This is a genomic window from Mesorhizobium sp. M0894, from assembly GCF_040319725.1.
In the GTDB taxonomy this organism is placed as follows: Bacteria; Pseudomonadota; Alphaproteobacteria; order Rhizobiales; family Rhizobiaceae; genus Mesorhizobium.
Map to the genome: position 1 here is coordinate 192,058 of NZ_JAMYOG010000005.1, position 12,938 is coordinate 204,995.

A 12,938-nucleotide genomic window follows, 5' to 3' on the forward strand; every position below is an offset into this window, starting at 1 on the left:
TCCGTCCAGATGATATTGTCAGCTTTCGGAAGTCCGGCAGCGGCAGTTTTGAAATCGCGCGCCCCAACGGGCGGCGAGATCGGGCTGACCGGCAGCTTCTCCAGAACCAGCGGATTGCGATGCAAGCTGGCTGCACTCTGCCACGAATTCGTCATTCCGGATCAGATACTCGGCAGCGAACTCCGTAGCCTGGTAGCTGCACATATGTGCATACGCCGCCGGATCGGTCCAATCGCCTTGCACTGCTCCTGTCCTCTCCGCGTACCCGGATGTGAGGCGTCGGCGTCAACATTCAGGGGGATAAGGAAGTTGGATAGTTGGAGAATCGGCAAACCATTATGCCGATTCAGCAAGGTGGAGCGCCGGTCGCGTCAGTGCGGAGCGCCGCCAGCGAGAAGATATCGGTAGCCGCTGGTCGTCATCCATCGCGCGCGAGCAAGATGGGTCTCCCAGGACCGGAACGCTCGTTCCGGCTCCTGCTCCGGGTCTATATGCAAGACGATCCTGGCCACCTCCTGCCAATCGGCATCTTCCGCTGCCGCATCAAGCAGGCGAATGTAGGTGAGCAGACGCTCCTCGTCATAGCCGGTCAGGACCGGGGCATCCGGCGCAATGTCGGCGACATCAGGATCGAGCAGCGGTTTAAGCATGGTATTTGACCGTTCATATTTCGATCGCGATCTCGAAGGAGCCGTCCTTTAGATCGAGCACCAATCATAGCGAATAGGAACGATCATTCCTAGAACGATAGTTCCCTTTCTGGTCCCTAATCCGTCATGAATCTCAAGGAGATCATGGCGGCCAACATGCGTCGTCTGCGCCATGACCAGAACGTGACGCAGGAGGAACTGGCCGCCCGCTCTGGACTGAGCATGCGTTACGTGGGATCGATCGAGCGCGCTCGGGTCTCGGCCAGCATCAGTGTTCTTGGGAGGATCGCCACTGCGCTGAATGTGGAGCCTTGCGAGTTGATCAGAAAATCGGCACCGTGAGTTGACGCGGGAAGCACCGCGAATTTTCGATGATCGGCGAGGCAACATGCAAGAATGAAGTCGCCAGTCGCGAACACGACCGGTAGTCGCCCCACAGTCCGACGGAGCTCGTTGCGCAGCGACTGCGCTCAACTTGTCGGATGAAAGGAGATCGGCCCCGCCCTGTTCGTCCGGGCGGAGCCTTGGTCGGGCCCTTACTCGGCGTTGCGGCGCCCGTTGGGGCGGGACCAGATGAGGCTGAAGCCTTCGCCTTCCTCATCGTTGAAGAGGTTGGCGTAGATCGGAGCAGTGAAGCTCGGATCGTCCAGCTTCATGCCGAGATAGTCGCGGCCGTCATTGGAGCGCTTGGACCATGCGGCGCCGATCTCGACCTGCCCGACGAAGACACGGTGGCTGGGGGCGCTGTCGCCAGAGCGGTTGGTCTCGGGCACGACCCGGACGTTCTTGGTCTGGAGCGAGAGGGTCACGATTTCGCCGGTGAACTCGTTGTTGCCGGCCCTCTTGAAGGTTCCGATTATCGCCATGAGTTTTCTCCTTGAACTCTGTTTCGAGCCCGCACCGTTGCGGCCTCGATGGCGATCGGCGGGCCGGGGGCGATCGACGCCGCATCGCTTGCGACCGCAGCGCCAGCGGAGGATGGCAGCCAGGCGACTTTGTTGTTTGGCGAGGAATGACGGCGTAGCCGGCAGGGGAAGAAAGTCGATCGGCGCCATTGCGGCTTAGGCGATCGAGGCGCAGCCGATCTTCGGCCAGATCAGCCCATTAAAGAGGCCGTTTGGAGCGGCCCACCAGATAGAGACATCAACGGAGAACCTGGCGATACCGTCGCTGGCGAAATCCCGGCTACGACGATCAGCGGCGTCGATGCTCCTCTGTACAGGCATCGCGAGTCGCAAGCTGTTGTCAGCACCGCGCTTAAGACACGGTTCAAGTCACGGCTGACGTGCATCGCCGGATATCCGCGATCTTTGGAACGAGACGGCACGCCGTGGTGGATTCGAGCTGTGCGTCGCGCCATGCCGTGTCAGCGACAACGCTAACAATGCGACGGCCGGTCAGAAACAAGCATCCTGCCCACGCCGGTTGTTCGGTGAGTTCGCCCAGATCCAGCCCCTGTTCGGTTGAACAGGCGTCGTTATTCGCAGCTGTGATGCCAGCTGCGACGCAGCTGAAACGTTGACGGCAAGCGTGACGGCGTCGCGCGCCTTTGCTAGGGCGCGGACTTGAGTATCGCATAAGACGGGCGGCGCCGCGCTGCCCCATCGCGGCCGTATCGTACAATCGAAAAAAGGGTAGGGGCGGGCAGCGCTTACGCGCCGCCTCCCTTGGGGCGGAAGTCGAGGACTGGGATGCCGAGCTTTTTTGCCTTGTCAGCAAGATTGTCCTGAATTCCGGTCCCGGGAAAGACGATGACGCCTATCGGCAGCAACTCCAGCATTGCGTCATTGCGCTTGAACGGGGCGGCTTTGGCATGCTTTGTCCAATCAGGGGCAAAGCCGATTTGGGGTACCTTGCGATGGTCTGCCCAACAGGAGGCGATCTTTTCGCCACCCTTCGGCGATTTCCCGTGCATCAAGACCATGTCTGGATGCCGGGCGTGGACCTGGTCGAGCTTGGCCCAGATCAGCTGGTGGTCATTGAAGTCGAGCCCAGCGGTGAAGGCGATTTTCGGGCCAGGTGGCAGAAGGACTTCCTGCGAGGCGCGTTTCTTGGCGCTGAGAAAGTCGCGGCTGTCGATCAGCGCAGAGGTCAGGTTGCGGTGGTTGACCATCGATCCGCTGCGCGGTCGCCAACTTGATCCGGTGTGGCGCTCGTAGTGCTCCGCGGCCTGATCACGCATCAGTTCGAAGGCGCATTGGCGTTCGATCAGCGTCTGCCCTTCGGCTGTCAGGTGTTCCAGCTCGACGGATTTCACTTCGCTGCCGTCTTGCTCACGCTGGCTGCGGCGTTGCGCCTGCTCGTTGTGGTCGAGTTCGCGCTCGATTCGATCTGCGGCGCGGTGAAAGATGTTGACGGTCGACCACAGAAGATCGTCGAGATCGGGCTCGAGGCGACTGTCTTGCAGTGCCACGATGAGGGCGTCGAAGATGTCAGCGATCGCGCCGGCGACGCAGTGCCCCTCTGGAAGCGGTCGAGGATCAGGCTCATCTGCGAAGGGTCGGTAGCCATAGAGCTGGAGTTCGGTGAGGACTTGGTCGATGGGTGAAGACGAGTGCTGTGGTTCGTAGTCGTCATGCTCGCTCATTAGATGCTCCGCCGGTTGGACCGCGACCTCGCGGCCTTCATGGCGACGGAAGCCGGCGGACGGGACGGACCTGCACCCGCAGCGAAGCGAAGGGCCGGAGTGTCAGCGGAGGAGGGGGAAGGCCGGCTATTTTGCTTCGCGATGGAAAGCGCTCCCTTGGGAGCGCGCCGGAAAATAGTCGGCCGAAGACATTGCGGGTCCGGGTCGTTTGCTGGCCGATCGCCCTCTCGAAGGCCCGCAGGCGCGGTTCTCTCCGACTTCGGGGGGCATTCGAGCGATGCAAGCGACAGCGGACAGGTTGTTCGTTTCGAATTATCCCGCCACTGCCATGAAACGGGCGATGTCCTGCGGGGCGAGCTGGACACGCGCGCGTGCTCGAAGATCATCCACGCCAAGCGTACAGAGATCTTCGTTGAAGTCTCCAAGTGCCGGCGAGAGCACGATCGCCTCAATCCCGGCAGCATTCGCTCTTTTGATCAAGGTGTCACGCGCGCTGTCGCCGGCTGGATCGGCATCGCGCACGATGTAGAGCCGTCTCAGCGTGAGGGGGAACAGCATGGCAGCGAGATGGGCTGCCGAGAGTGCCGCTGCCATAGCCATATCGGGCAGGATGCACCGAAGCGACAAGACGGTCTCGATGCCTTCGCCGCCCGCCATGACGTCGCCCGGCAGGCCAAAGCGAACCGCGTGACCGAGAAGATCGCCCATCGCGCGCTTCGGCGTACCGACCGGTGCCTTGCCCCTGCCGGAAGGATCAAGCCAGGTGCGATGTGCGCCAGTCAAATGGCCGTCGAGATCGGTGACGGAAGCGATCATCGCCGGCCAGGTCTCAGTCGGCGCATGTTCGTGGGGCCGGTAGTAGCAGCGCGGGTGAAAACGCAGGCTTTCGGTCCCGTGCAAAGCGGCAATGCTGCGGTTGCGCAGATACGCCTCTACGACCGTACCCGCAATCGGCTGCGACATCGCAAACAGCCGACGCGCTGCTTCCGATGATCCGGATGGCGTGTCTACCGATTTCGGCCGGGGAGAAATCTGCTCTGGTTCGGGATGCGGCAAGCCGAGAAACGTCATTGCTTCATTCGCAACGTCCTTGAAGTTGCTGAAGCCGCGGCTTTCGCGAATGACGTCTAGAAGGTCGCCATGCTCGCCAGTCGCCGCATCGGCCCACTTGCCGGCGGCTCCTTTTCCGTTCGCTGACCCGACGAGCCGCACGAACATTGAGCGGCCCGGCGTGTTTTGCACATCGCCGACAAGCCAGTAGCGGCCCTCGCGATGCCCGTTCGAAAGATAGTAGCGACAAACCGCCTCAGCGTGCCGGCCGAGGCGGTGCGCCAGTTCTGACGCATCGTGGCGGGCCATCACGCATCCTCCCGCGTGTCGATGCGCTGGACTGGATAACCCTTCAGCAACTTGCCCAGAATTGCGGGTCCAGATGCGTCGGCGGGCACGAACATGCGCAGCTTCCAGGAGATGATCTCTCGGAAGAGGCCGTAAGCCGAAAGACGGTCACGCATTGTGTCGTTGAAGCCCGTCAGCTCGATTCGGCTGACGCCCATGAGGCGGCTGCGCCGAAGCTGCAGACCATCGACGAGGTCGAGGATCGTTCGACCGCCCAGAAGCGCAACGAAAGCATCACTGGCTGTGATCGAAGGCGAGCTTGTTGCCAGTGCGCCCGCGATCCATGCTGGCGGGACCTGACGACCGATGATGCGCTCGCCATCGTCAGTCTGGAGCCGGTACACACGTGAGAATTCCCTGGGCAGACGCTTCCAGATCGGCAGCAGCATGCCGGCAACGACATGGATAGTGCTGTCCGTGAATTCGGGCACGTCAGCCGTCTCGGCACTCCAGGCGTCAGCGAATGCAGCCTGCTCAGCCTCAACCCAGTGGCTCTCCGCCATCATCTTCAATGAGGCCTGATGGTGCTCCATCGGCCGGATCAGCCGGACTCGCCATTCGATCTCGCCGTTGTCGAGCATCAGCGCTGGCGCTGGCACCTGTACGGCGGCGCGGCCGGATCGGTTGTTGACCAGGAGCTTCGCGCGGGGATCGTGAAGCTGAGCAAGGGCATCGGCAAGTGAAACGGGTCGGTTGCGCTTGCGCTGGGCGATGGTCAGCAGTCGCGTTTCCGCACCGGTGGCGGCATGGACATGGATGACGCGTCGCTCGGTGACGACGAAGCTCTCCGCACGCAGTGTTTCCAAGCCGATGTCGTAGGCACCGGAGGCGATGGCGCCCTCGATTTTCGCATTCAGCAATTGCTCGAAGGCCGTAAACAGGGCGGTTTGAAGCGGGATGGTAAGCGCCAGCAGCCGATTGAGGAAGGTCGTGATCGGCGGCAGCTCGTCCTTGATGCCGGTGGAATCCGTCAGTGTTAGGCCGGTCGCTTCCTCGAACATCTGGAGTGAGCAGCCGTCCACCTTGCCGCGAACCAGCAGCAGGTAAAGCTGCCGCAGCGCGTCGCGGGCATAGTGCGACTCCAGATTGTCCTCAGGGCGAAATAGGCCCTGGCCGCCGGTCTGGCGCTGGCCGCGCGTAATGGCGCCCAATGTGTCGAGGCGCCGGGCTATCGTCGAGAGAAAGCGCTTCTCAGCCTTCACATCGGTCGCAACCGGCCGGAACAGCGGCGGCTGCGCCTGGTTCGTGCGGTTGGTGCGCCCCAAGCCCTGGATGGCGGCATCGGCCCTCCAGCCCGGCTCGAGCAGATAGTGAACTCGAAGGCGGCGGTTCTTCGCAGTGAGATCAGCGTGATAGCTGCGGCCAGTGCCACCGGCGTCGGAAAACACCAATATGCGCTTGCAGTCATCCATGAATGCCTGTGCCTCGGCGAGATTGGCCGATCCGGCGCGGTTTTCGACGACAAGGCGATCGATGCCTCGAGTGCTGGTCTTGCGCACGATGCGGCGCGACCGGCCTGTCACTTCCGCTACGAGGTCGGTGCCGAAGCGCTGTACGATCTGATCGAGTGCCCCCGGGACGGGGGCGAGTGAAGCGAGTTGCTCGATGAGGTGATCGCGGCGGGCGACCGCTTCGCGGCTCTCGACGGGCTGGCCGTCACGATAGACCGGACGTGACGACAAATTGCCTTCGCTGTCGGTGAACGGCTCGTAGAGTTGCACGGGGAAGGAATGCTGCAGATACGAGAGGACATATTCGCGCGGCGTGATGTCGACGCGAACGTCGTTCCATTCCTCGGTTGGAATTTCCGCGAGGCGCCGTTCCATCAGCGCCTCGCCGGTCGAGACGATCTGGATGACGGCGGCATGGCCTTGATGGAGATCGCGCTCGATCGAGCGTATCAGGGTCGGCGTCTTCATGCCGGTGAGCAAATGGCCGAAAAAGCGCTGTTTCGTGCTCTCGAAAGCCGAACGTGCAGCCGACTTTGCCTGACGGTTCAGTGTCCCGGTCTCGCCTGTGACGTTGGCGGCCCGCATCGCGGCGTCGAGATTGTTATGAATGACGCTAAACGCTCCGGCATAGGCGTCGTAGATGCGGGTCTGCTCGGAGGTAAGCTGGTGCTCGACCAGCTCGTATTCGACACCATCGTACGAGAGCGATCGGGCCGTATAGAGACCGATTGCGCGGAGGTCTCGGGCCAGCACTTCCATGGCGGCAACGCCGCCAGCCTCGATCGTCTCGACAAATTCGGCCTTGGTCGCAAAGGGCAAATCGTCGCCACCCCACAGGCCCAAACGCTGCGCGTAGGCGAGGTTGTGGACGGTGGTTGCTCCCGTCGCCGAGACATAGACGACGCGGGCGTTCGGCAGGGCGTTTTGGAGGCGGAGCCCGGCGCGTCCCTGCTGTGAGGCGGCGACGTCGCCGCGTTCTCCCTTCCCGCCTGCCGCGTTCTGCATAGCGTGGCTCTCGTCGAAAATGATCACTCCGTCGAAGTCGGTGCCCAACCATTCGACGATCTGCCGCACGCGCGAGATCTTCTCACCGCGTTCGTCGGAGCGCAGCGTGGCGTAGGTGGTGAATAGGACCCCTTGATCGAGGCGGATGGCCTTGCCCCGCGGGAACCGCAACAGCGGCGTGACCAGCAGGCGCTCCATGCCGAGAGCAGACCAGTCGCGCTGGGCGTCTTCGATCAGCTTGTCGGATTTGGAGATCCACATCGCCTTGCGGCGGCCCTGCATCCAACTGTCCAGGATGATGCCTGCTGACTGGCGGCCCTTGCCGGCGCCCGTCCCGTCGCCGAGCATGAAGCCCCGGCGGAATCGCACGGCGTGCGCGGCATCGTCGCGCGCGGCAGAGACAAGGTCGAAGGTGTCGTCCACCGTCCAGGAACCGGTGAGGAACTCCGAATGGGCCTCGCCGGCATAGATGACTGTTTCTAGCTGCGCGTCGGACAAGAGGCCGTCGCTGACAACCTTGGCAGGAAGAATCGGCCGGTAGCTCGGCTTCGGCGGGGCAACGGATGCCATTGCCGCCGATTGGACCAGCTTGGTCGGATGCGGATGGGCGCCCGGAATGCGGATCGCCTGCAACCCGTACTCCTCATAGATGCCATCGGTGATGCGCCTACTTTCGGCAGGCGTCCAGTCCAATGTCTCGTAAGCAAGCGCGGTGCCTTCCGGCTCGGCAAGGCTGCGCACCGGAGTGGGATCGGCGGATCTGGCGAGATAGCCGCGCACGCCGCGCGCGGTGGGCCCCGTCGCCTTGACGGCGGGCACGAAAGCCGAAGCGCTGACCGGCAGTCGCGCGGGAACATGCTTGTCAATCCAGGCGATCAGTGTGGCGACATCGGGCGCCATGCCGGCCGATGCTGGAAGGGTGCCTCGTTTGTCGGCCGGCAGTTTGTCGATGACGGTCAGCCGGGTCTCGACGGTGGTGCCATGCCTGGCGTAGACGGCGCCGTCGATCGCGGCGGTGAACACGACGCGACCGCGCTCCTGGAGCCTGACGAAGGACTCGCGCCAGATGGGCAGCTCTGGGGAAAAATTTGCGCCAGTGATTGCGACAAGCCGCCCGCCCTCGGTGAGCCGGGCCAGCGCAGAGGCGACGTGACGATAGGCAGCGTCGGACACGCGGCCGCTGACGTTAGCAAGCACCGAGAACGGCGGGTTCATCAGCACGACGCTTGGTGCAATGCCGGGATCGAGATAATCATCGATCTGCGCTGCGTTGAAGCGAGTGACGGGGATGGCCGGAAAGAGCAATGAGAGAAGCCCGGCGCGGGCCTCGGCCAGTTCGTCGAGCAGCAACGTGCTGCCACTGATCTCGGCCAGAATAGCAAGTAACCCGGTGCCGGCGGAGGGCTCAAGCACGCGGTCGGCAGGGGTGATTGCCGCGGCAGTAACGGCCGCCAGACCGAGCGGAATGGGGGTGCTGAACTGCTGAAGCGCTTCGGTCTCTTCGGAGCGGCGCGTGTGAGTTGGGAACAGGCCGGCGATCTTGCCCAGCATCGGAAGTGCGGCGGCCGCAGAACCGGCTTTGCGGAAAAGCGACTTTCCGTATTTGCGCAGGAACAGCACCGTCGCGACTTCGCAAGCGTCATAGGCTGATTTCCAGTCCCATGCGCCGGACGCATCGGAGGCACCGAAGGCAGCTTCCATGGCCGAGCGAAGGCTCGAGACGTCGACGCGCTGACCGCGTTCGAGATGGGGCAGAAGAAACTGCGCCGCGCTGTGGATGGCGGCAGCTGGTTCGACAGCCGGGGATGAGACAAGCGGAAGCGGCACTGCCGGAGCGGCAGTCTTCGAAGAAACATCAAACATGGAGAAAACCTCGAGGAGAGCGGAACGGGAATGAACCGGGCGGCCCTCTCTCTCGACCAATCCGGCTCAAATCCGCCCTGGCCGGCCTCTCCCCTCTGGACTGCGGTCCTGCCGATAACGATCCTTCTTCGATCCAGGCGCTGCGCCGCTACCCGCCGTCAGCCCAACGACGACAGCGGCAACGCGGTTGGCAGCCCGGGGCGATATCTTGGCACGCAGTGGGGACGGCGGGGCAGCAGCCGCCGAGCGAGAAGGACGCGGCTGAAGCGGCCAATTAGCTTTGCCCGTGTCTGAGAAAGTGAGCGTCCGGCAGCGGTAGGAAAGGGCGCGGAGCGGGCCGAACCCGCTCCGCGCGAGGCGATCTATTCAGCGGCCATGTGCGGTTCGCTGTCTTCAATCTGCGCATCGTCGTCTGAGAGGAATTCGGGCAGCTCTTCCCCATAGCCGTCGGTGCCGGCGCCGTTATCAGCGCCAGCGCTGCCGTCGAGGTCGACCAGGCGCAGCGGCTCGGGCAGCCAGCCACTATCGGTCAGCAAGCGCTCGGCTTCCTTCGCCATATCTCCCTTTTTCAGATGCTCGATTAGCTGCGCGGCCTGTTCGCCCTTCGCCTCTCGCACCGCCTCGAGAATGCGGGACTTGGTGATGCGGCCGAGATAGTTTTCGACTGTCGGTGTCCAGCCGGCGTCAACCATATCGAGACCGACCGCGCGTGCCAGTCGATCAGCTTGCGCGATCCGCTGCCGAACGCCGTGTGCCGAGACAGCGCCGCCATAGCGGTCGCCTTTCTCGTGGAGCGCGTTCACGCCGTAGCTGACGCAATGGGCGAGCAACGCCGCGCGGCTGGTCTCATCAAGTGAGGCGATCCAGTCCCAAAGTGCATCGTCCTCGGTCGGCAGGTCCGATTTCCAGCCCTCATGGCGTTCGGCCACCGATTTCGCCGAGGGGCTGTCCTTCAGGTCACCTGCCTGCAGAGGGAAGAAGACGTGACGGATCGAGGCCTCCAGGCACCCGTTCGTGGTGCGGTGCTGGAACGTGTCAGTGACCAGCTTGTGCAAGAGCGCTGTCATGGCGACGTGAGGGTTGCCGGCAACCGCATCGCGCAACGCCAGTGTCCGGTGTGCGGTCAACTCTGTCATCAGTCGGTCCGGCAGGGGCTTGACCGCATCGTCCTCGTCTTCCTCGCACTCGACAGCCTGGCCGCCAATGGTGACAACGGCACGGTGCACCGACGAGCTGTCGGCAGCTCCGGACCTGCCGTCCCTTTTCGATTCATTCGCGCCGTCAAATGACATCAGCGGCACGTCCTCAGGCCGGAGAAAGCCGCGGTCGACCGAGAGTGAGCCGTCAGTGTCGATGCTGACGAACGCGCCGGCGACGGCGATGTCGGCCGGATCGAATTGCCTTGGGCGCTTGTCGAAATTGGCGAGCGCGGTCTCGATTTCACCGAGTCGCTGATCGACGTCTTCGGGCAGCTCGTCAGCACCCTCATATTCGGTTTCAAGCTTGGCATGCTCGGCGTTGAGGGCATCGATGGTAGCCTGCTCCTCGGCAGAGAGATCGAGCGGATCACTCTGCAGATGATACAGCCCACGCGTTGCGTCGTAGGGGAAGCTGATGGCGACCTCGACCCACTTCCAACCCTCGGCTGCAACTTCCTGGGCAACCGCCTTGAGCTTCTCTGTGACCAGGCGGTCCAGCAGCGCTGCATCCTGCAGCCAGCCGCCGTCATCCGACTGGAACAGGTCGTGCATGACGATACCACCCGCGGCCTCATAGGCGTCGGTCCCCACGAAGACGGCGCGCTTGTCGGAGGCGCGCACCGTCGTTTCGGTCAGCATGCGCCGGATTTGATAGGGCTCTTTCGACCAGGCATCCCTGATTGCCTCCCAGATCTGCTCCTGGCGAGCGCGGTCTTCAGAGACCGTGAAAGCCATGAGTTGCTCCAGCGTCATCCCGTCATCGGCATACACATCGAGCAGCACTGGGGAGACAGAAGCCAGCCTAAGCCGTTGCTTAACAACGTTGACCGGCACGAAGAAGGCTGCGGCAATCTCCTCCTCGCTCATGCCTTTTTGGCGCATGTCCTGGAAGGCGCGAAACTGATCGAGCGGGTGCAGCGGCGCTCGCTCAATGTTCTCGGCGAGCGACACCTCCTCGGCAACGATCGCGCTGTGACGGGCGCGCACGACACAGGGCACGAGGGCGGTCTTGGCGAGGCGCTTTTGCTTCACCAGCAGCTCAAGCGCGCGGAAGCGCCGGCCTCCGGCAGGCACCTCAAACATGCCAGTCTCGTTACCGTCGCTGTCGACGACAGGCAAGACGCTGAGGCTCTGGATCAAGCCGCGGCGGGCGATCGAGGCCGCAAGATCCTCGATCGAGATGCCGACCTTGACGCGCCGGACATTGGACTGGGAGAGCACCAGCTTGTTGAACGGAATGTCGCGCGAGGACGACAGGGTGATCTTCTGAACGGCAGTAGCCATCGGGATGTACTCCGCGACGGGCGGCCGAGAGCCTCTCTCTCGACCTCCAAACCCGTCATGAGAATTCCGTCACTCCTCGCCCTCTGATGTGCTCGGCAGCCACGCGACACTTGTCGCGGAGCAGCAGGTCGGTCCTGGCGCTCTGCAACGACTTCGCCGCAGCGGGGTCCGGCATCGAGGCAGACTTCGGTCATGAACGCATCCGCAGGAAGACGCCGAACTGGAAGCGGGCGGCCATTACGCTGCCTCCCGCCGATCGTCGTCAGCGGCCACTTTGTCCGGCAAAAAACCCAAGAGATAATCCGCAGCCCTGCTTGCCAGAGAGGCGGCGCGAACGATCGCACGGTTATCCTCGCGCAGCACCTCCAGCCACGAGCCGATATAGTCGGCGTGACGCACGGTCGGCGTGATGCCCAGCGAGGCGCAACAGAAAGCCGCACATATCTCGGCAACCAGCTCTTCGAAGGCATACTTCTTGGTGCCGAAGGAACCAGACAAATCCCGGTTGAGGCGTGAGGCATGACCGGTGGCGTGCCCGAGTTCATGCAGGGCGGTCCGGTGCCAATTGATCGGCTCGAAGTAGGCTTGGGGTGGCGGGACCCGCACATAATCGTGGGCCGGAGCGTAGAAGGCGCGGCTGCCACCAACCCGGAAATCGATCCCCGTCTGCTTGATCAGCCTCTCGACCTTCGGCTCGATCAGGCCGGGTAGGGGCGGGTGCGTGGCCATCGCAACATCGTCGGGCAGCCCGTCGCACTGCGCGGCGTTGAACACCGTGAAGCGTTTGAGGAATGGGATCGATCGGGCTTGCTCGCCGGTTTCGCGGGTACGCTTTTTCTCGTCGTCGGGCACGAACCGATGGGCGTAGACGACTGTCGTTCCATGCTCACCCTTGCGGACGCTACCGCCAAGCGCGAGCGCCTGGCGGAAGGTCAGCCAGCTCTGTCCTGAAAAGCCCTGCTCGATCACCGAACCCCAGAGGATCAGGACATTGATTCCAGAGTATTGCCGGTCGGTGGCGGCGTTCTTCGGCATGGCGAGCGGCGCCTTCGCAGCTGCCATTCCCCATGGCTGAACCCAGGGCAGCCGACCGGCCTCCAGCTCGCCGATGATCTTGCTGGTGATGTCCTCATATACGCTGGCCCGCGTCGGGGCAGCTTGGTGCCGATGCTTGGTCATTGCGAGTCTCCGCGCCGGGCGCCGGGAGCCTCTCTCCCAGCCTTCAACCCGTCAGTGCGCCAAGCGCGGCCCTCCAACTTTATGAACTCAAATGAAGATTTCGGTTGCCGACCAACTCCGAGGTGGAAGACACCATTCGAAACCGCAGCGTGAGGCGATCAGCAGAACCCACTAAGCCGGGCGCACGGGAGTAGGCCCAAGCGACCCGGCAGTGAGTCCATGAAAACGGAAGCCGCACAGACAGCCGAAGCCAGTCAGGAGCGGTTCCACCGGCCACGGAAGTGGGGAGCCAGCCGAAAGGCTCGTGGAGTGCGCGTCAGCG

9 protein-coding genes are annotated in these 12,938 nt (G+C 63.1%); 1 reads left to right on the forward strand and 8 read right to left on the reverse strand.

Annotated features, from left to right (window positions below; translation table 11 throughout):
• Positions 1-18 precede the first annotated feature (18 nt).
• Both NKH91_RS12360 and NKH91_RS12365 read right to left on the reverse strand, forming a co-directional pair.
• Positions 19-204, reverse strand: a complete 186-nt coding sequence (locus NKH91_RS12360) for a transcriptional regulator domain-containing protein (protein WP_352884964.1) — start codon at positions 202-204, stop codon at positions 19-21.
• A 167-nt stretch (positions 205-371) separates the two neighbouring features.
• Positions 372-650 carry a DNA -binding domain-containing protein gene (locus NKH91_RS12365; protein ID WP_023717050.1) on the reverse strand — a complete coding sequence of 93 codons (279 nt, stop codon included), beginning with the start codon at positions 648-650 and terminating at the stop codon, positions 372-374.
• Positions 651-776: 126 nt separating this feature from the next.
• On the opposite strand from NKH91_RS12365, the gene NKH91_RS12370 reads away from it, so the two are divergent.
• The gene (locus tag NKH91_RS12370; protein WP_023717051.1) at positions 777-992 is read left to right on the forward strand and encodes a helix-turn-helix domain-containing protein; all 216 of its coding nucleotides are present in this window, start codon (positions 777-779) and stop codon (positions 990-992) included.
• A 194-nt stretch (positions 993-1,186) separates the two neighbouring features.
• Here NKH91_RS12370 and NKH91_RS12375 read toward each other — a convergent pair whose 3' ends face one another.
• The 6 genes from NKH91_RS12375 to NKH91_RS12400 all read right to left on the reverse strand — a co-directional run bounded on the left by NKH91_RS12375 (position 1,187) and on the right by NKH91_RS12400 (position 12,616).
• Positions 1,187-1,516, reverse strand: coding sequence for a DUF736 domain-containing protein (locus NKH91_RS12375; protein WP_023717052.1), 330 nt, complete (start codon positions 1,514-1,516; stop codon positions 1,187-1,189).
• Positions 1,517-2,301: 785 nt separating this feature from the next.
• The gene (locus NKH91_RS12380; RefSeq protein ID WP_023717055.1) at positions 2,302-3,237 is read right to left on the reverse strand and encodes a DUF2493 domain-containing protein; all 936 of its coding nucleotides are present in this window, start codon (positions 3,235-3,237) and stop codon (positions 2,302-2,304) included.
• A gap of 312 nt (positions 3,238-3,549) precedes the next feature.
• Positions 3,550-4,596: a DUF7146 domain-containing protein gene (locus tag NKH91_RS12385; RefSeq protein ID WP_023717056.1), complete on the reverse strand. Its 1,047-nt coding sequence runs from the start codon at positions 4,594-4,596 to the stop codon at positions 3,550-3,552.
• Positions 4,596-8,954: a strawberry notch-like NTP hydrolase domain-containing protein gene (locus NKH91_RS12390; RefSeq protein ID WP_352884940.1), complete on the reverse strand. Its 4,359-nt coding sequence runs from the start codon at positions 8,952-8,954 to the stop codon at positions 4,596-4,598. The genes NKH91_RS12385 and NKH91_RS12390 overlap by 1 nt, the downstream gene beginning before the upstream one ends.
• Positions 8,955-9,316: 362 nt before the next feature.
• A complete protein-coding gene (locus NKH91_RS12395; RefSeq protein ID WP_023717058.1) occupies positions 9,317-11,437 on the reverse strand; it encodes a ParB/RepB/Spo0J family partition protein in 2,121 nt (706 codons plus the stop codon).
• Positions 11,438-11,674: 237 nt separating this feature from the next.
• A complete protein-coding gene (locus tag NKH91_RS12400) occupies positions 11,675-12,616 on the reverse strand; it encodes an ArdC family protein (protein WP_023717060.1) in 942 nt (313 codons plus the stop codon).
• Between the last annotated feature and the right edge of the window lie 322 nt (positions 12,617-12,938).